General features: G+C 69.9%; 15 protein-coding genes. 10 read left to right on the top strand and 5 right to left on the bottom strand.

The window, feature by feature from the left end; all coding sequences use genetic code 11:
• Positions 1 to 73 precede the first annotated feature (73 nt).
• Positions 74 to 1,600 (bottom strand): ricin-type beta-trefoil lectin domain protein, encoded by a 1,527-nt coding sequence (locus tag AC1P0E_RS22000; RefSeq protein ID WP_482743851.1) that lies wholly within the window; start codon positions 1,598 to 1,600, stop codon positions 74 to 76.
• Positions 1,601 to 1,707: 107 nt separating this feature from the next.
• Between AC1P0E_RS22000 and AC1P0E_RS21995 the strand changes: the two genes are divergently transcribed.
• From AC1P0E_RS21995 to AC1P0E_RS21985, 3 genes are all read left to right on the top strand, one after another.
• Positions 1,708 to 3,099 (top strand): class II fumarate hydratase, encoded by a 1,392-nt coding sequence (locus AC1P0E_RS21995; RefSeq protein ID WP_482743850.1) that lies wholly within the window; start codon positions 1,708 to 1,710, stop codon positions 3,097 to 3,099.
• Between the two features lie 44 nt (positions 3,100 to 3,143).
• A complete protein-coding gene (gene fomD, locus AC1P0E_RS21990; RefSeq protein ID WP_482743849.1) occupies positions 3,144 to 3,818 on the top strand; it encodes a cytidylyl-2-hydroxypropylphosphonate hydrolase in 675 nt (224 codons plus the stop codon).
• Between the two features lie 263 nt (positions 3,819 to 4,081).
• Complete coding sequence (locus AC1P0E_RS21985; RefSeq protein WP_482743848.1) at positions 4,082 to 5,932, top strand: SpoIIE family protein phosphatase; 1,851 nt, start codon at positions 4,082 to 4,084, stop codon at positions 5,930 to 5,932.
• Between the two features lie 74 nt (positions 5,933 to 6,006).
• Here the strand turns inward: AC1P0E_RS21985 and AC1P0E_RS21980 are convergent, their stop codons facing one another.
• Complete coding sequence (locus tag AC1P0E_RS21980) at positions 6,007 to 8,316, bottom strand: transglycosylase domain-containing protein (protein ID WP_482743847.1); 2,310 nt, start codon at positions 8,314 to 8,316, stop codon at positions 6,007 to 6,009.
• Between the two features lie 250 nt (positions 8,317 to 8,566).
• On the opposite strand from AC1P0E_RS21980, the gene AC1P0E_RS21975 reads away from it, so the two are divergent.
• The 5 genes from AC1P0E_RS21975 (at position 8,567) to AC1P0E_RS21955 (ending at position 13,566) form a co-directional block, all read left to right on the top strand.
• Positions 8,567 to 9,502, top strand: coding sequence for an SPFH domain-containing protein (locus AC1P0E_RS21975; protein ID WP_482743846.1), 936 nt, complete (start codon positions 8,567 to 8,569; stop codon positions 9,500 to 9,502).
• Positions 9,499 to 9,756, top strand: coding sequence for a type II toxin-antitoxin system antitoxin (locus AC1P0E_RS21970; RefSeq protein WP_482743845.1), 258 nt, complete (start codon positions 9,499 to 9,501; stop codon positions 9,754 to 9,756). Before AC1P0E_RS21975 ends, AC1P0E_RS21970 begins: the two co-directional genes overlap by 4 nt.
• Positions 9,757 to 10,010: 254 nt before the next feature.
• On the top strand, positions 10,011 to 10,535 hold the full coding sequence (locus tag AC1P0E_RS21965; protein WP_482743844.1) for a PadR family transcriptional regulator: 525 nt from the start codon (positions 10,011 to 10,013) through the stop codon (positions 10,533 to 10,535).
• Entirely contained in the window at positions 10,532 to 11,218 is a 687-nt protein-coding gene (locus AC1P0E_RS21960) for an ABC transporter ATP-binding protein (RefSeq protein WP_482743843.1), read from the top strand. The genes AC1P0E_RS21965 and AC1P0E_RS21960 overlap by 4 nt, the downstream gene beginning before the upstream one ends.
• A complete protein-coding gene (locus AC1P0E_RS21955; protein WP_482743842.1) occupies positions 11,215 to 13,566 on the top strand; it encodes an ABC transporter permease in 2,352 nt (783 codons plus the stop codon). Before AC1P0E_RS21960 ends, AC1P0E_RS21955 begins: the two co-directional genes overlap by 4 nt.
• A 70-nt stretch (positions 13,567 to 13,636) precedes the next feature.
• On the opposite strand, the gene AC1P0E_RS21950 is transcribed toward AC1P0E_RS21955, so the two are convergent.
• On the bottom strand, positions 13,637 to 14,587 hold the full coding sequence (locus AC1P0E_RS21950) for a hydrogen peroxide-inducible genes activator (RefSeq protein ID WP_482743841.1): 951 nt from the start codon (positions 14,585 to 14,587) through the stop codon (positions 13,637 to 13,639).
• Between the two features lie 133 nt (positions 14,588 to 14,720).
• Between AC1P0E_RS21950 and AC1P0E_RS21945 the strand changes: the two genes are divergently transcribed.
• The gene (locus tag AC1P0E_RS21945) at positions 14,721 to 15,275 is read left to right on the top strand and encodes a peroxiredoxin (protein WP_482743840.1); all 555 of its coding nucleotides are present in this window, start codon (positions 14,721 to 14,723) and stop codon (positions 15,273 to 15,275) included.
• 3 nt (positions 15,276 to 15,278) lie between these two features.
• Positions 15,279 to 15,815: an alkyl hydroperoxide reductase gene (locus AC1P0E_RS21940; protein WP_482743839.1), complete on the top strand. Its 537-nt coding sequence runs from the start codon at positions 15,279 to 15,281 to the stop codon at positions 15,813 to 15,815.
• Between the two features lie 98 nt (positions 15,816 to 15,913).
• On the opposite strand, the gene AC1P0E_RS21935 is transcribed toward AC1P0E_RS21940, so the two are convergent.
• Both AC1P0E_RS21935 and AC1P0E_RS21930 read right to left on the bottom strand, forming a co-directional pair.
• A complete protein-coding gene (locus AC1P0E_RS21935) occupies positions 15,914 to 17,188 on the bottom strand; it encodes an AI-2E family transporter (RefSeq protein WP_482743838.1) in 1,275 nt (424 codons plus the stop codon).
• 231 nt (positions 17,189 to 17,419) lie between these two features.
• A complete protein-coding gene (locus AC1P0E_RS21930; RefSeq protein WP_482743837.1) occupies positions 17,420 to 18,154 on the bottom strand; it encodes an aggregation-promoting factor C-terminal-like domain-containing protein in 735 nt (244 codons plus the stop codon).
• Positions 18,155 to 18,399 lie beyond the last annotated feature (245 nt).

The following is an 18,399-nucleotide window of genomic DNA, read 5'->3' as shown; positions in this document are numbered from 1 at the left end:
TCGTCGTCAGCGGTGCTCGCGCCCAACCCACCCCGCCCCCTCCCTGACCGGGAAGGGGCGGGGGAGCTGCTTCCTACGCGAACCGCTGGTTGGCCGCGCCCGTGCAGGCCTGGAGCTTCAGCGGGTCCTTGGCCGCCGCCAGGGTCACGCACAGGCCCGTCGAAGCCGCCGGGCGGATCGTCGATCCGTCGCGTACGAACTGCTGGTTCGCCGCGCCCGAGCAGTTCCAGAGGACCAGTCCCGTACCCGCCTGGTACTGCGCGCCAGGGACGTCGAGGCACCGGTCGTGGCTCAGTTCCGTACGGACGGACTTCTGGGCGGTGTCGTACCACCAGCCCTGGTTCCGGCCGCCGTGACAGTCCCAGCCGCCCACCGCCGTCCCGTTACGGGTCGTCGATCCGGGTACGTCGGCGCACGTGCCCGTCCCCGCGTTCTTCAGCGGCTTGTACGCGTCGTCCCACGCCCCCGCGAAGAGCACCGGCTTTCCCGTACTGGCCGGATCGCCGCAACTCGCCTCACGCAGGGCAGAGTTGTACACCTGGGTGAGGCAGGACGCGAACGCCGCGTGGCCGCGGATGTTCGGGTGGAAGGACTGGCGCACCGAGTTTGCGTCCGGCATGCCGGGCTTGGACAGGTCGATGTAGAGGCCCCGCGCCCACGGGTCGTCCATGCAGACCTCGTGGCCGTGGAAGAGGCGGGAGTTGTCGAGATAGACGGAACCCGTGTTCGCCGCCGCCTGCCGCATCCCGCGCTCGAAGACCGGGACGGCGGTGTTGCGACCCCAGGCCGCGTCGGAGTCGTACCCCACGCAACCGCCCGGGATCTTGCCGGGGAAGTTCGGGTTGTCCTTGAAGTCGGGGCCGATGGGGCTCGGGTAGCCCATCACGACCATCTTGTAGTCGCCGTCGGCGTACCCGGCTCCGCGCATGACCGTCCGCAGGTCCCGGACCGTCTGCTCGACCTTGGGTACGAGCCCGTCGACGCGCCCCTGCCAGCCGGGCGCGTACTTGGGCTCGCACGGGCCCTGGATGGTCAGCCAGCGCGTGACGCAGTCCGTCATGACCGGGCCGAACTGGAGATCGTCGTTGGCGCCGGCGACCAGCAGGACCATCTTGATGCGGGTGTTGCGGGCCTTGACGGCCAGATTGTCGCTCTGGACCAGCTCGTCGGCGTACTGCTTGCTTCCGCCGATTCTGATGTTTCCGGTGTACGCGCCCGAGCAGGAGACGTTGTACGTGACGTCGGCCGGGATGCCGGTGCGGTGGATCGCGGCGTCCGGCGAGCGGTGGCACCAGTTGTCGGGGCCGTTGGTGCCGGGTTCGTACGTCCCGACGCCCTCCCCGGAGATCTCACTGTCGCCGAGCGAGATCAGCCCGGTCTTGCGCTGGGCCATGGGCCGTTCGGCCGGGCTGCCGTAGAGCGTGGTGGCCTCGGCGGCGCGGACGGCCTCCAGTTCGGCCGGAAGGGGTGTGGAAGCCGATGCTGTCTTGTCGGCGGCGGCGGTGGCGGGGGCCGTCGCCAGCAGGCCGCCCCCCATGGCCACCGCCAGTGCGGCGGCGGCCGCGACCGTAGAGCGAAGTCTGAGCCGTGTGCGCTGCATTGCGCCTCCCCGGTTTGTTGTTACCCCCGGTATTTACTGGCGGGTAGGCGACTTGGGAATACGCAGAACAAGACAAGTGCTCAACTTTTCTGAGGAGGTACGTCACGATGACGACTGACGACTACCGGATCGAGCGCGACTCGATGGGTGAAGTACGGGTACCGGCCCACGCCAAGTGGCGCGCCCAGACCCAGCGGGCCGTGGAGAACTTCCCCATCTCCGGACAGCGCCTGGAGCGCGCCCACATCGAGGCCCTGGCCCGCATCAAGGCGGCTGCCGCCCTGGTCAACGCCGAACTCGGCGTACTGGACAAGGACATCGCGCAGGCGGTACGGGACGCGGCCGAGGAGGTCGCGCAGGGGCGCTGGGACGAGCACTTCCCCGTCGACGTCTTCCAGACCGGTTCCGGCACGTCCTCCAACATGAACATGAACGAGGTCGTCGCCACGCTCGCCACCGAGCGCCTCGGCAGCCCCGTCCACCCGAACGACCATGTCAATGCCTCGCAGTCGTCCAATGACGTGTTTCCGTCCTCCATCCACATCGCGGCGACCGCCGCCGTGACGGCTGACCTGATCCCGGCCCTCGACCACCTCGCCGCCGCCCTGGAGCGCAAGTCCGCCGAGTTCGCGGGCGTCGTGAAGTCCGGGCGTACGCACCTGATGGACGCCACACCCGTCACCCTCGGCCAGGAGTTCGGCGGCTACGCGGCCGCCGTGCGCTACGGCGTCGAGCGCCTGCGCGCATCCCTCCCCCGCCTGGCGGAACTCCCCCTCGGCGGCACGGCGGTGGGCACCGGCATCAACACCCCGCCCGGCTTCCCGGCCGCCGTCATCGCCGAAGTCGCCCGCTCCACCGGACTGCCGCTCACCGAGGCCCGCGACCACTTCGAGGCGCAGGGCGCGCGGGACGGACTCGTCGAGACGTCCGGTCAGCTCCGTACGATCGCGGTCTCCCTCACCAAGATCTGCAACGACCTGCGCTGGATGGCCTCGGGACCGCGCACCGGATTGGCCGAGATCAGCCTTCCCGACCTCCAGCCGGGCTCGTCGATCATGCCCGGCAAGGTGAATCCGGTCATTCCCGAGGCCGTTCTCATGGTCGCGGCACAGGTGACGGGGAACGACGCGACGGTCGCCGTGGCCGGTGCCGCGGGCAACTTCGAGCTCAACGTCATGCTTCCGGTGATCGGCAAGAACCTGCTGGAGTCGGTGCGACTGCTCGCCAACGCGTCCCGGCTGCTGGCCGACCGTACGGTCGACGGCATCACGGCCAACGTCGAGCGCGCCCGCGAATACGCCGAGTCGTCGCCGTCCGTCGTCACGCCGCTCAACAAGTACATCGGTTACGAAGAGGCCGCGAAGGTCGTCAAGAAGTCGCTCGCCGAGCGCAGGACCATCCGCGAAGTCGTACTGGAATCCGGGTACGTCGAGCGGGGCGACCTCACCGAGCAGCAGCTCGACGAGGCATTGGACGTGCTGCGTATGACGCACCCGTGACCTGGCTCGCAGCAGCCGTGGGTACGTACTTCTAAGATCTGCTCATGACAGATACGGCGGGCGGTGCATGCGGGGCTCGTTGGGCGCCGGGGGACCACATCCTCTGGCGCTATCGCGGCAATTCCTCCGACCGGATCCACATCTGCCGCCCCGTCACGGTCGTCCGCGACACCGACGAACTGCTCGCGGTGTGGATGGCGCCGGGCACCCAGTGTGTGCGGCCGGTGCTCGCGGACGGTACGCCGGTGCACGAGGAGCCGCTCGCCACCCGGTACACGGCGCCGCGGACCACGACCACCTCGCGGTGGTGGGGCACCGGCGTGCTGAAGCTGGCGCGGCCGGGCGACCCCTGGTCGGTGTGGTTGTTCTGGGAACGCGGCTGGCGGTTCAAGAACTGGTACGTGAATCTGGAGGAGCCGCGCGCCCGCTGGTCGGGCGGTGTCGACTCCGAGGACCACTTCCTGGACATCTCGGTGCACCCGGACCGCGCCTGGCAGTGGCTCGACGAGGACGAGTTCGACCAGGCCCGCCGGGTGGGGCTGCTGAGCGACGTCCAGGCCCGGCAGGTACGGGACGCGGGGCGCGCGGCGGTCGGGCTGATCACCGCGTGGGGCGCGCCGTTCCGCGACGGCTGGGAGAACTGGCGGCCCGATCCCAGGTGGGCCGTTCCCAGATTGCCCGATGACTGGGACCGCACTCCTGTTCACATCGCTCCGTGAGACCCTTGAAACGCCCCCACGGGTCAAACGTAGGATCGCCTTCCGCAACACTGAGCGCACTGAGCGCACCGGGCCCCCCAGCAACTGGCGGGCCCGGAGCAAGACCTGACCGTATGTCACCACAGGGGGGTGGGAGCCGTGCCGGAGAGCAAGTCTGCCGAGTTCAGGCCCCGCCGCCTTGTCGAGGCCGCCCGCAGAGCGGGTATATCGCCACACAAAGCGATTGCATCGCACAAGCTCCCCGGACGGACGGAACCCCACGCGTGACGGAGCACCAGTCCACCTCGCACGAAGGCCGGCAGCCCCTGGTTGCCAGGCCGCACGAGCGCACCCGGCCACGGCAGGAGGAGGCCCCAGCAGTGCCGAATCCAGCGTCGCCCGCTCCTGTGCCGGCCACCGGCGGCGGGGCACCGGAACCGGCCGGGGCGGCCAGAAGCGAGGGGGACCGGCTGCGGTTCGTGGGGGCGGCGACGCGGCGGATCGCGCGCGGCATCGACCTCGACGAGATCGTGCTCGGCCTGTGCCGGGCGTCCGTGCCGACCTTCACCGATGCGATCCTCGTCTATCTGCGCGATCCGCTGCCGGTCGGCGACGAGCGTCCCGCCGTGCCGTTCATGCTGCGCCTGCGCCGCACCGACCGGCTGCGTTTAGCGGACGACGGGGCCGAGGAGATCGACGTCCAGGCCGAGCCGCTGCCCGTCCCGCAGCTGTGCGAGGTACGCAGCGGAGGCGCGCTGGCCGAGGTGCTCAGAGGCGTACGCCCGGTGTTCGGCGACTCCTCGTCCGCGCGGGCGGCGCTGTCCGAGCTGCTCGGCGACGTCTTGGGCCTGCCGAGCGGGCGCCGGGCGATCCTCGCGCCGCTGCGCGGGCGTCGCCGGGTGATCGGCGCGGCCGTGTTCCTGCGCCGCCCCGAGCGGCCCGCCTTCGATGCCAACGACCTGCTGGTCGCGGCCCAGTTGGCGACGCACACCGCGCTCGGCATCGACAAGGCCGTGCTGTACGGGCGTGAGGCGTACATCGCGGACGAGCTCCAGCGCACCATGCTGCCCGACTCGCTCCCGCAGCCGACCGGCGTCAAGCTGGCCTCCCGCTATCTGCCGGCCGCCGAGACGGCCCGCGTGGGCGGCGACTGGTACGACGCGATCCCGCTGCCGGGCAGCCGCGTCGCGCTGGTCGTCGGTGACGTCATGGGCCACTCCATGACGTCCGCCGCGATCATGGGCCAGTTGCGGACGACGGCGCAGACCCTCGCCGGTCTCGACCTGCCGCCGCAGGAGGTCCTGCACCACCTCGACGAGCAGGCGCAGCGGCTCGGCCAGGACCGGATGGCGACCTGCCTGTACGCCGTGTACGACCCGGTCTCGCACCGGATCACCATCGCCAACGCGGGCCATCCGCCGCCCATCCTGCTGCACCTGGGCGGCCGCGCCGAAGTGCTGCGGGTGCCGCCGGGCGCGCCCATCGGTGTCGGCGGGGTCGACTTCGAGGCCGTCGAGCTGGACGCCCCGGCGGGCGCCACGCTTCTCCTCTACACCGACGGTCTGGTCGAGTCGCGCCTGCGCGACGTGTGGACAGGCATCGAGCAGCTGCGGGAACGGCTCGCCGCCACAGCCCAGTTGACGGGACCTGATCACTCCCCGCCCCTTGAGGCCCTGTGTGACGACGTACTCGACATGCTCGGGCCCGGCGACCGGGACGACGACATCGCACTGCTCGCCGCCCGTTTCGACGGGATCGCGCCGAGCGATGTGGCGTACTGGTTCCTGGAGCCGGAGGAGCAGGCGCCCGGCCGGGCCCGCAGACTGGCGCGGCGAGCACTGGCGCGGTGGGGTCTGGAGGAGCTGAGCGACTCGGTGGAGCTGCTGGTCAGCGAGGTGGTGACGAACGCGGTGCGGTACGCCGAGCGGCCCGTCACGCTGCGGTTGCTGCGTACGGACGTACTGCGCTGCGAGGTCGGCGACGACTCGCCGCAGCTGCCGAGGCAGCGGCGGGCGCGGGACACGGACGAGGGCGGGCGCGGGCTGTTCCTGGTCAACCGGCTGGCGAGACGGTGGGGTGCCACACGGCTGTCGTCCGGCAAGGTGGTCTGGTTCGAGCTGGCCACACGCCCGTAACCGCTTTTGTACGCACGACTGCGGCGGGCACCCGAGGGTGCCCGCCGCAGTCGTATGCCGTCGTATGCCGCCGGTCAGGGGCGGGGCGGCCTGAGGTCGCCGTCGGCTCCCCCGTCAGCACCTCCGTCGGCGCCGCCGTCGGCCCCTCCGTCAGCTCCCCCGCCGGAGCCGCCGTCCGCGCCGCCGTCGGAGCCTTCGGTGTCACCGCCGGGGTCCGGCGGGCCGATGGTGATCGGCGGCGGCGACGTCGAGGGCGTGGTGGACGGCGACGTGGGCGGTGTGGTGGACGGCGTCGTCGGGGGCGTGGTGGACGGGCTCGTGGGGGGCGTGCTCGGCGTTGTCGGGGGCGTGCTCGGCGTGTTGGTCGGCTCGGGAGTGTCGGACGGCGGAGGCGAATAGGTGTCGTCCGGGTCGATCTCCAGGTCGAAGTCGGCATCGGAGCCGCCGCCGAGGGCGCCGAGGGTGTAGTCCGCCCAGATCTTGGCGGGGAAGCCGCCACCGCTGGCGCGGCCGGCGTCGGCCGTACCGGTCAGGGAGACCTGCCTGCCGCCGTCCTTGGACTCACCGAAGAGGGCTACGGCGGTGGAGAGTTCGGGGGTGTAGCCCACGAACCAGGCGGACCGGTTCTTCTCCGACGTACCGGTCTTGCCTGCCGCGTTGTAGTTCGGGCTACTGGCCTGCATGCCCGTACCGCTCTTCACGACTCCGGTGAGGACCTTGGTGACGCTGTCCGCCGTCGAGCGGTCGATGACCTGCTCGGCGGTCGGCTCGGGGAGGTCGACCTCGCCGCCCTCGCGGTCCTTGTGCTCCGCGGACTTCACGATCGTCGGCGTGACCTTCTTGCCGTGGTTGTCGAGCGTCGCGTAGACACTCGCCATGTCCATCGTGCTGGCGCCCATCACACCGAGGGACATCGCGGGACGCTCGTCGAAGCCGCCCTTGTCCGTCATGCCCATCCGCAGGGCCGTCTCCTTGACCCGCGACGGGCCGACGTCGACGAGCATCTGCGCGAAGACGGAGTTGACCGAGCTGTTCATGGCCTGCTGCACGGAGATGGGGCCGTAGCTCTTGCCGAGGTCGTTCTGCGGGGCGAAGGGGGTGGTGCTGCCCTCGACGGGGCGCTTGCTCTTGCCGTCGTAGATCGTGCTGGGCGTGATCGGCTCGTCGTCCTGGGTCTTGGAGTTGCTCTCCAGGGCCGAGGCGAGAACGACGGGCTTGAAGGTCGAGGCCGGCTGGTAGTCGGACCGCGTCGCGTTGGAGATCCAGTGCCGGGTGGCGTCCTCGCCGCCGTACATTGCGACGACCCTGCCGGTCTTCGGGTCCACCGACGTCGCGCCGGCCTGGAGGGTCGCGTCGACCTTGCTCTTCTTACGATCGAGCTTGGACTCCAGTTGCCGCTCGACCGCCTTCTCCATCGCCTTCTGGCGCTTCTCGTCGATGTTGAGCGTGATCGTCCAGCCGCCCGCGTCGATCTCGGCCTCGCTGACGCCCTGCTTCTTCAGCTCGTCCTTCGCGGCCTTGACCATGTAGCCGGCCTGGCCCTCCATACCGGCGGGACCCTTGGGGTTCTGCGGTATGTCGAACGTCATGGCGTCGCGCTTGGTCTGATCCAGCGCGTTCATCTCGATCATGTTGTCGAGTACGTAGTTCCAGCGCTCCGTGACCAGCTTCTGACTGGTGGGGCTCGCCACCGCCCAGTCGTACTGGCTGGGGGCCTGGAGGAGCGCCGCGAGGTACGCGCCCTGCTCGACGGTCAGCTTCTCGGCGTCGACGCCGTAGTACGCCTGGGCCGCGGCCTGGATGCCGTACGCGCCGCGCCCGAAGTAGCTGGTATTGAGATACCCGGCCAGGATGTCCGGCTTGCCCTGCTTCCGATCCACCTTGATGGAGATCACAAGCTCCTTGAGCTTGCGGGTGACGGTCTGGTCCTGGGTCAGGTAGTAGTTCTTGACGTACTGCTGGGTGATCGTCGAGCCACCCTGCTTGCCCTTGCCGGTGACGGTGTTGAGCAGACCGCGCGCGGTGCCCTTGAAGTCGACGCCGGAGTCCTTGTAGAAGTTCTGGTTCTCGGCGGCGACGAAGGCGGTCTGGACATCCTTGGGGATCTTGGCGAGCGGGAGGATCTCGCGGTTGAGCTCGCCGGACCGGGCCATGATCTTGCCGTTGCTGTACTTGTAGACGTTGCTCTGCAGCTTCGCCTCGGCATTGGCGGCCGGTACCGGCACCCATATGTAGAGCGCCACGAAGACGCCCATCGCGAGCAGGCAAAGCCCGAAGAAGGTGCCCAGCATCTTCTTCCACGTGAAGAAGCGGCGTATGCCTCCCGCCTTCTTCGCCCGGCGCGCACCGCGCTTCCGGTTCTGTCGCGCTTCTGCTCGGCCCATTACTCCGTAACTCCGCTCATCGAGCCCCCGGATGTCAGCTCAGAAAGCTAACACCGCACCTGCGGACAAAGGACTGCCGATCCGGTCTTTTCCGTACGTGAGAATCAGCACCCGTCTCTCTGGAACCGACTCCTGAGAGGGCTCCAAGGTTGCGAAAGTCCTCGCACAGGTTTACGGTCCCAGAAAAAGTGATATCACTTTGCTAGAACAGTCGTACCGCGATCACACCGCACGGAACCGGGGGAACACCATGTCCACGACCAGTACGCCCACACCCACCGACCTGCCCGACATGCCCGCACCACGGGTGCGCGAGACGGCGGCGCACAGCATCGGCGGCGGCCTCGCGCTGCTGCTCGGCCTGGTGGGTCTGCTCGCCGCGGCGGGCCTGATCGCAACCGGCGCGACTCTGGACTCGACCGGGCCGAAGGTCTCGCTGATCATCGCGGGAGTCGTGATCGCCTTCGCGGCGTTCCTCGCGATGTGCGGCCTCAACATGGTCGCGCCCGGCGAGGCCCGCGTCGTCCAGCTCTTCGGGCGCTACCGCGGCACCATCCGCACGGACGGACTGCGCTGGGTCAACCCGCTGACCACGCGCTCGAAGATCTCGACCCGGATCAGGAACCACGAGACGGCCGTCCTCAAGGTCAACGACGCGTACGGCAACCCGATCGAGCTCGCGGCGGTCGTGGTCTGGAAGGTGGAGGACACCGCGCAGGCGACGTTCGAGGTCGACGACTTCCTGGAGTTCGTCTCCACGCAGACCGAGGCCGCCGTACGCCACATCGCGATCGAGTACCCGTACGACGCGCACGACGAGGAAGGCCTGTCCCTGCGCGGCAACGCGGAGGAGATCACCGAGAAGCTCGCGGTCGAGCTGCACGCGCGGGTCGAGGCGGCCGGCGTCCACATCATCGAGTCCCGCTTCACGCACCTGGCGTACGCACCGGAGATCGCCTCGGCGATGCTTCAGCGGCAGCAGGCGGGCGCGGTCGTGGCGGCGCGCAAGCTGATCGTCGAGGGTGCGGTGGGAATGGTCGAGATGGCCCTCACGCGGATCACCGAGCAGGACATCGTGGAGCTCGACTCCGAGCGCCGGGCGGCGATGGTGAGCAACCTGATGGTGGTGCTGTGCGGCGACCGGGCCGCGCAGCCCGTCCTCAACACCGGCACGCTCTACCAGTGACGGAAGAGGCTCCGCGGCGGAAGCAGCCGCAGCAGCAACGCAAGCAGGTGCTGCTGCGGCTGGATCCGGCTGTGTACGACGCGGTGGCCCGGTGGGCGTCGGACGAGCTGCGCAGCGCGAACGCGCAGATCGAGTTCCTGCTGCGCCGGGCGCTGTCGGAAACCGGCCGCCTCCCGGGCGCCGCCGGCCCGATCCCCCGCCGGGGGCGGCCCCCGAAGACCCCGGAAGCGGCACCGGACCCTCCGCAGGACTGAGCCGGACCCTGCGGGGCTTCTCCCCTACCCGCCCCTTCCCGCCACTGGGGCTCCGCCCCAGACCCCGGTCCTCAAGCGCCGGACGGGCTGAAGTTGCCGGGGGGACGCTGGGGCCTGCCCTCCCCGCGGCGGAGCCGCAAAGTGTCGCAGCGGGAAGGGGCGGGGTGGGGAACAGGCCCGCCGCAGGCGTTCACGCGCGCACCCGCCTCAGCGCCTATACACTGCATGTATACCCATTGTGTATAGTGCTCCGCATGTCAATCGGCCACACCCTCCTCGGACTCCTCGAGTCCGGCCCGCGCCACGGCTACGACCTCAAGCGCGCCTTCGACGACAGGTTCGGCCACGACCGCCCCCTGCACTACGGCCAGGTCTACTCGACCATGTCGCGCCTGCTGAAGAACGGGCTCGTGGAAGTCGACGGGATCGAGAGCGAAGGCGGCCCCGAGCGCAAGCGCTACGCCATCACCGAAGCCGGCATCACCGATGTCGAGCAGTGGCTCGCCCAGCCGGAGAAGCCCGAGCCGTACCTCCAGTCGACGCTCTACACCAAGGTCGTCCTCGCCCTCCTGACCGGGCGCAGCGCCGCCGACCTCCTCGACGTACAGCGCGGTGAGCACCTGCGCATGATGCGCGTGCTCACGGACCGCAAGCGCCGGGGCGATCTCGCCGACCAGCTCATCTGCGACCACGCCCTCTTCCACCTCGAAGCCGACCTGCGCTGGCTGGAGCTCGCCGCCGCGCGCCTCGACAAGCTCGCCACGGAGGTACGCGCATGACTCCCGCCGGCTCCCTGCTCGTCGCCCACGACCTCCACAAGGCGTACGGGCCCACCCCCGCCCTCGACGGCGCCCACTTCTCGATCCACCCCGGCGAGGTCGTCGCCGTCATGGGCCCCTCCGGGTCCGGCAAGTCGACGCTGCTGCACTGCCTGGCGGGGATAGTCACCCCCGACTCGGGGACCATCACGTACAACGGCCGTGAGCTGTCCGCCCTGTCGGACCGTGAGCGCAGCGCCCTGCGCCGCGGCGAGTTCGGCTTCGTCTTCCAGTTCGGCCAGCTCGTCCCGGAGCTGACCTGCGTCGAGAACGTCGCGCTGCCCCTGCGGCTGAACGGCGCCAAGCGCAAGGACGCCGAGCGCGCGGCGCTGAAGTGGATGGCCGACCTGGAGGTCGACAACCTCCGCGCCAAGCGCCCCGGCGAGGTCTCCGGCGGCCAGGGCCAGCGCGTCGCCGTCGCCCGCGCCCTCGCCTCCTCGCCGCGCGTGATCTTCGCCGACGAACCCACCGGCGCGCTCGACTCCCTCAACGGTGAGCGGGTGATGCAGTTGCTCACCGAGGCGGCCCGGTCGTCGAACACCGCCGTCGTGCTAGTCACCCACGAGGCGCGGGTCGCGGCGTACTCCGACCGCGAGATCGTCGTACGCGACGGAAAGTCCCGCGACCTGGAGCACGCCGTATGAGCAGGGGTACGAGCCGTACGGCCACGTCCGGCGGCTGGGTCAGGGACCTCCTCCTGGGGGTCAGGTTCGCCGTGGGCGGCGGACGCGAGGGCTGGACCCGTACCCTGCTCACCGGCGTGGGTGTCGGTCTGGGCGTGGCGCTCCTGCTGGTCACCGCCGCGATCCCGAGCATGCTGAACTCCCGTGACCAGCGCGCCGACACGCGCAGCACACTCACCGCGCCGACGGCGGAGAAAGCCGGCCCCGGCACTCTGTTGATCGCTGAGACGGACACCCGGTTCCGCGAGGACGACATCTACGGCCGGTACCTCAGGCCGGAAGGCGCGGACGCCCCGCTTCCGCCGGGCCTGGCCGAGTTTCCCGCGCCCGGTGAGATGGCTGTTTCGCCCGCTCTCAAGGAACTCCTCGACGCCGACGGCAGCCATCTGCTGCGCGACCGGCTGGACGGGCGGGTCACCGCCGTCATCGGGGACGACGGGCTGAGCGGCCCGAGGGAGCTCGCCTACTACGCGGGCAGCGGCACACTCGAACCGGAGGGAAAGGTCCAGCGGGTCACCGGGTTCGCCAACACCGCCACTCCGGAGTCCCTCGATCCCGTCCTGACCCTGCTGGTCGTGCTGGTCTTCGTCGCGCTGCTGACCCCTGTCGCCGTCTTCGTCGCCGCCGCGGTGCGCTTCGGCGGTGAGCGTCGCGACCGCAGGCTCGCGGCGCTGCGTCTGGTCGGCGCGGACGCCCGCATGACCCGTCGGGTCGCCGCGGGCGAGTCGCTGGCCGGCGCCGTGGTCGGCCTGCTGTTCGGGGCCGCGTTCTTCGCCGCGATACGGCAGGCGGCTTCGGGAGTCGAGCTGTTCGGGCTGAGCGTCTTCCCCCACGACCTCGACCCGTCACCGGCGCTGGCGCTGCTCGTCGCCGTCGCCGTGCCGGCCGTGGCCGTCGCGGTGACCCTGTTCGGGCTGCGCTCGGTGGTCATCGAGCCGCTCGGCGTGGTCCGTACGGCCAAGCCCACGCGCCGCCGGTTCTGGTGGCGGCTGCTGCCGCCCCTCGCCGGACTGGCGCTGCTCTACCCGATGATCGGGCAGGGCAACGACAGCGGTGAGTTCAACCAGTGGCAGGTCATCGGTGGCGTCGTGCTGCTGCTGATCGGGATCACGGCGCTGCTGCCCTGGCTGGTGGAGGCGGTCGTCTCCCGGCTCGGCGGGGGCGGACCCTCCTGGCAACTGGCCGTCCGGCGACTTCAGATGAGCAGTGGTACGGCGGCCCGGCTGGTCAACGGCATGGCCGTCGCGATCGCGGGCGCGATCGCGTTGCAGATGGTGTTCGCCGGAGTCGAGGGCTCGTACACGAAGAACACCGGCGAGGACCCGTCCCGTGCGGCGATGGCCGTCATCGCCTCGAGCGGCACCGACGCCGCCCGGCAGTCCGACGCCGTGGCCCGGAAGATCGGGGCGCACAAGGGCGTCGCCGAGGTGACCGCGCTGAGCGTCACCGAGGTCGCCGCCACTCCCAGGGACCCGCAGGACACCGCCACCCTCACCGTCGGTGACTGCGCCGCGCTGCGCCAGGTGGCGAAACTGCCGTCGTGCCGGAACGGCGACACGTTCGTGCTGCGCGGCGGCGACCGGCCGGCAACGCCGGGGCTGCTGCAGCCCGGACGCGAGCTGTACGCGGGGGGTGTCTACGGCGACGAGGGCGACCCGAAGCCGACCGCGTGGACCCTGCCCGCCTCCACGCGGGAGGTCGCCGGCCGCCCGGACCCGCAAGGCATGAAACGCAGTGGCATCCTCGCCACGACGGGCGCGGCGCCTGCCGGCCTCGGCGACGCGCTGCACGGTTCGCTCTACGTCCAGCTGGACGAGGCCGTGCCTGACGCGATCGAGCGGGCCCGCACCGCGGTGCTCAAGGCGGACCCGGCACTGACCGTCTTCCACCTGCGGACCACCGAAGCGTCGAACCGGTTCGCGACGATCCGTACCGGCCTGTTCGTGGGAGCGGCGTGCGTGCTGCTGCTGATCGGGGCGAGCCTGCTCGTCTCCCAGCTGGAGCAGCTGCGGGAGCGCAAGAAGCTGCTGTCGGCGCTGGTCGCCTTCGGCACGCGCCGGTCGACACTGAGCATGTCGGTGCTGTGGCAGACCGCCGTCCCGATCGCGCTCGGCCTGCTGCTCGCCACCGGCGTGGGCCTCGGGCTCGGCGCGGTGCTGCTCAGGATGACCGCCACACGGGTGGTCGTCGACTGGGCGTCGGTGGCCTCGATGGCCGGATTCGGCGCGGCTGTCGTGCTGCTCGTGACGCTCCTGTCGCTGCCGCCGCTGTGGCGCCTGATGCGTCCGGAGGGCCTGCGTACGGAGTGACGGTCCGCCACGGACCGGGTGGCGGCGGGACCTTCGGGCCGCCGCCACTCACCTCCCCGCCCCCCACCACTCACCTACCGCTCGCCACCACCCGCACCGGCAACCGCCTCATCGCCTCCCGCAGCGCCTGGGCGAACGTCTCGAACTCGCTCTGGCGCGCTGCCCCCGTCCGCATCGCCAGCGCCACCCGGCGCGACGGCGCCGGATCGGCGAAGTGCCCCGTCACCAGCCGGTCGTTGCGGTCCGTCTCCACCCGCACCGCCGTCCGCGGCAGCAGCGTCACCCCGAGCCCACCCGCGACCAGTTGCACGAGCGTCGACAGACCCGCCGCCGTCGTCGTGACCGGCGCGCCTTCCGTACGCCCCGCCTCCCGGCAGATGTCGAGCGCCTGGTCCCGCAGGCAGTGCCCCTCGTCGAGCAGCAGCAGATGCAGTTCCTTGAGCGCCTCGCGCGGAATGTCCTCACGCCCGCCCAGCCAGTGCTCCCGAGGCGTGACCAGCACGAAATCCTCGTCGAACAGCGGCAGTTCGGCCACCCCCGGCACTCCCAGCGGCACCGCGAGCAGCAGCAGATCGAGCCGCCCCGCCGCCAGCCCCTCCAGCAGTGAGGACGTCTGTTCCTCGTGCACCTGAAGATCCAGGTCCGGATACCTCTCGTGTACGAGCGTGAGCACCGTCGGCAGCAGGTACGGCGCCACCGTCGGGATCACCCCGAGCCTGAGCACCCCGGTGAAGGGCGCCCGTACCGCCTCGGCCTCCTCCATCAGCTCGCCCACCGCCTCCAGCACGGCCCTGGCCCGCACCGCGAGCCGCTCCCCCGCCGGAGACAGCAGCACCTTGCGCGTCGTACGCTCGACGAGCTGCACTCCCAGTGCGTCCTCCAGCGCCGAGACCGCCCCGGACAGCGCCGGCTGACTCATGCCGATCGCGGCGGCCGCGTCCCTGAAGTGCAGATACTCCGCGACAGCGGCGAACGCCCGCAGCTGCGCCAGGCTGGGCTGTTTTCCATTACTACCGGCCACTGATAACCACCTCCGATCGGATCAAGCCAGTCTAGCTATTTCTGCGATCAATGGTTCCTGTGTCACTGTGGGCATCCGTCCAAACCCCAGGAAACTCCTGAATAGGGATTTCCCTCTCATGCAAGGAGCGCGCGTGCTCACTGTTGGTGACCAGTTCCCCACGTACGACCTCACTGCCTGTGTCTCCCTGGAGACCGGCAAGGAGTTCGAGCAGATCAACCACAAGTCCTACGAGGGCAAGTGGCGCGTCGTCTTCGCGTGGCCCAAGGACTTCACCTTCGTCTGCCCCACCGAGATCGCCGCCTTCGGCAAGCTGAACGACGAGTTCGCCGACCGCGACGCGCAGATCCTCGGCTTCTCCGGTGACTCCGAGTTCGTGCACCACGCCTGGCGCAAGGACCACCCGGACCTGACCGGCCTGCCCTTCCCGATGCTGGCCGACTCGAAGCACGAGCTCATGCGTGACCTCGGCATCGAGGGCGAGGACGGCTTCGCGCAGCGCGCCGTCTTCATCGTCGACCCGAACAACGAGATCCAGTTCACGATGGTGACCGCCGGTTCCGTGGGCCGTAACCCCAAGGAGGTCCTCCGGGTCCTCGACGCGCTCCAGACCGACGAGCTGTGCCCGTGCAACTGGACCAAGGGCGAGAACACCCTCGACCCGGTCGCGCTGCTGGCCGGTGAGTGACCCATGGCCCTCGACGAGCTGAAGTCCGCCATACCGGACTACGCCAAGGACCTGCGCCTGAACCTCGGCTCGGTCATCGGCAACAGCGACCTCCCGCAGCAGCAGCTGTGGGGCACGGTCCTGGCCTGCGCGATCGCCTCGCGTTCGCCCAAGGTGCTGCGTGAGCTGGAGCCGGAGGCGAAGGCCAACCTCTCCGCCGAGGCGTTCCAGGCCGCCAAGTCGGCCGCCGCGATCATGGCGATGAACAACGTCTTCTACCGCACGCGCCACCTGCTCTCCGACCCGGAGTACGGGACGCTGCGCGCCGGTCTGCGGATGAACGTCATCGGCAACCCGGGCGTCGAGAAGGTCGACTTCGAGCTGTGGTCGCTCGCGGTCTCCGCGATCAACGGCTGCGGCCAGTGCCTCGACTCGCACGAGCAGGTACTGCGCAAGGCGGGTGTCGAGCGCGAGACCGTCCAGGAGGCGGTCAAGATCGCCGCGGTGATCCAGGCCGTCGGCGTGACGATCGACTCCGAAGCCGTCATGGCCGCCGAGTAGTCAGCAGTACGTACGAGTGAAGGGCCCCGGACGCCACGTCCGCGGGCCCTTCACTCATTGCTCCAGCCGTACGACGCTGCTGGTCCGCAAAGGCCGAGTCACCGCTCCGGCGATGAACCCGCCGCAGGGACCGCCGACGCAGCCTCCGGGGCCGCGTGCATCGCCGCCTCCATGCTGTACTTCCGCAAGTAGCCGACCACCGTATTGGTCACCGCCACCAGCGGCACCGCCACCACCGCGCCGCCGATGCCGGCGACCAGGCCACCCGCCGCGACCGCGAGGACGACCGCCAGCGGATGCACCCGTACCGCGCGGCCGAGGATGAACGGCTGCAGTACATGGCCCTCGATCTGCTGTACGGCCAGTACGACGACCAGCACCATCAGCGCCGTGAACACCCCCTGGGTCACCAGTGCGACGACCACCGCCAGCGCACCCGACATCACCGCGCCGACGAGCGGGATGAAGGCGAACAGGAAGATGAAGACCGCGAGCGGCACGGCCATCGGTACGTCGAGGAACCAGATCCCGAGGCCGATGAAGATCGCGTCGATCAGGGCGACTATCACCGTGCCCCGCACATACGCGGTGAGCGTGCGCCACGCGCGCGGCCCCGCGCCCGCGACGCCGGGCCGGGCCTGTGCGGGCACCAGCTTGAGCGTCCACTGCCAGATGCGCTTCCCGTCGTACAGCAGGAAGAGCGTCGAGAACATCGCGAGCAGTATTCCGGTGAGCATCTCGACGATCACGGTGACGCCCTGGAGGCCCGCCGATGTGATCGACTCGGTGTTCGTGCCGACCGCGTCGGTGAGGTTCTCCGCGACGTCGTTGATCTGCTTCTCGGTCACATGGAACGGGCTGTTGAGCAGCCAGCGCTTGAGCTCCTCGATGCCGTCCTTGAGGCGGTCGGAGAGGTTGTCGATGTTCTCCATGACCTGCCACACCACGAACCAGCCGACCAGGCCCATGATGACGAAGCCGAGGATCGCTGTGACGGCGGTGGCGAGACCGCGCGGCAGACCTACTCTCCGGAGCCGGGCGACGGTGGGCTGGAGCATGGCCGTGACGAGCAGGGCCGCGACAAAGGCGAGGACCACCAGCTGTACGGCGGTGATGACCTTCATCAGCACCCAGAGCGTGCCCGCCAGTACGAGCAGCCGCCAGCCGGCCTCGGCCGCGACGCGCATCCCCCACGGGACGGCGGCGACGGGATCGGGCCTGGCGGCGACGGCGGGGGCGTAGGCGGGCGGTGCGGGGACGTGATCGACACCGGAGCCCGAGCCGTACGACGCCTCGTCCCCGGAGCGCGCGGCATCGGCGGCCTCCGCCTCCGCCTCGGCTGCGGCGCGACGCTCGTTCAACCGCTCACCCATCCTGGTCAGTTTGGCGCCCGTACGACCGAGCCATCCCAGCGGTGGTGATGACTGCGGCTGTGGCTGTGGCTGTTGTTGCGGCTGTGGCTGCGTTGACATGTCGCTCTCTCTTCTCCCCGTCGCGTAACTCGCTCCCCCCGGGGAGACACCGACCCCAGACGGTACACGCGTGGAGCCCCTCACCGTAGGACGGTGAGGGGCTCCACGAAGTTGCGCGACCGCTGGCTGGTACTAGTACCAGTTGTTGGCCTGCCAGAACGACCAGGCACCGCAGGGGCTGCCGTATCGCTCGTCCATGTAGTTCAGGCCCCACTTGATCTGGGTTGCCGGGTTGGTCTGCCAGTCGGCGCCCGCAGAGGACATCTTGGAGGCGGGCAGCGCCTGCACGAGGCCGTAGGCACCCGACGAGGGGTTGCTCGCCCGGTAGTTCCACGTGGACTCGTGGTTCACGATGTTGCTGAAGCACTGGAACTGATCCGCGGGGACCATCTGCCGCGCCATGGCCTGGACCTCGGCGACGGTGTAGGAGCCCTTCGCGGAGAAGCTGGACGCGTCACGCGTCGCGGAGCGGCTGGCGGCGGCCTGCTTCTCCTCCTCGCGCTCCTTGGCCTCGGCTTCGGCCTTCGCCTTGGCCTCGGCTTCCGCTTCGACCTTGGCCTCGGCGGCCTCCTTCTTGGACTTGGCGTCCTTGGCGGCCTGAAGGCGGGCCGATTCCTCCGCGGACTTCTTCGCGGTCACGTCGGCGGCATAGGCCTGTGCGTCGGCCTGCTGCGTCAGGGACGCGGTCTGCACCTGGGCCTGCTGGCCGGCAGGGATGTCTGCGAGGAGCGTCGTGTCGGCTGCGGTCGCCTCGAAGTTGTCGTTCGAGGGCTGAGTGTCGCCCGAGGCGACGCCCACAACGGCGCCGACAGTGGTGACCGCGGTAGCCGAAGCCACGGCGAATCCCCGGACCGAAATCCGGCTCACACGGTTTCCTTCCAGCAGTGCCCGCTTGGGTGACCTCGCGGACGCAATCGTGCCCCTGGCACTGGCCTCCCCTATCGCTAGGTCACAGGAGGCGCGGACCCGGTGGGCAACTCCTTTGCGGGAGCGCCGCGTAGTGACTCGGGCGGCATACGGCGACGGCTGTTGAGTTGTGTGGTGCTGCATCCCTGGAGATGCGGGTGTGCCGTATGCGGGGCCTGACGGAAGCAAGACTCTGCCGGAAGCGG

The sequence above is a fragment of the Streptomyces sp. TRD_SC_5 genome (genome assembly GCF_056836825.1).
Note: the sequence above shows the minus strand (reverse complement) of the source record. Positions and strands in the feature narration are given on the sequence as shown.

Coding starts and splice junctions, on each gene's coding strand:
- AC1P0E_RS22000 (WP_482743851.1), bottom strand. CDS start 1,600: ATGCAGCGCACACGGCTCAGACTTCGCTCTACGGTCGCGGCCGCCGCC.
- fomD (WP_482743849.1), top strand. CDS start 3,144: ATGACAGATACGGCGGGCGGTGCATGCGGGGCTCGTTGGGCGCCGGGG.
- AC1P0E_RS21935 (WP_482743838.1), bottom strand. CDS start 17,188: ATGGGTGAGCGGTTGAACGAGCGTCGCGCCGCAGCCGAGGCGGAGGCG.
- AC1P0E_RS21975 (WP_482743846.1), top strand. CDS start 8,567: ATGTCCACGACCAGTACGCCCACACCCACCGACCTGCCCGACATGCCC.
- AC1P0E_RS21960 (WP_482743843.1), top strand. CDS start 10,532: ATGACTCCCGCCGGCTCCCTGCTCGTCGCCCACGACCTCCACAAGGCG.
- AC1P0E_RS21955 (WP_482743842.1), top strand. CDS start 11,215: ATGAGCAGGGGTACGAGCCGTACGGCCACGTCCGGCGGCTGGGTCAGG.
- AC1P0E_RS21940 (WP_482743839.1), top strand. CDS start 15,279: ATGGCCCTCGACGAGCTGAAGTCCGCCATACCGGACTACGCCAAGGAC.
- AC1P0E_RS21980 (WP_482743847.1), bottom strand. CDS start 8,316: ATGGGCCGAGCAGAAGCGCGACAGAACCGGAAGCGCGGTGCGCGCCGG.
- AC1P0E_RS21995 (WP_482743850.1), top strand. CDS start 1,708: ATGACGACTGACGACTACCGGATCGAGCGCGACTCGATGGGTGAAGTA.
- AC1P0E_RS21965 (WP_482743844.1), top strand. CDS start 10,011: ATGTCAATCGGCCACACCCTCCTCGGACTCCTCGAGTCCGGCCCGCGC.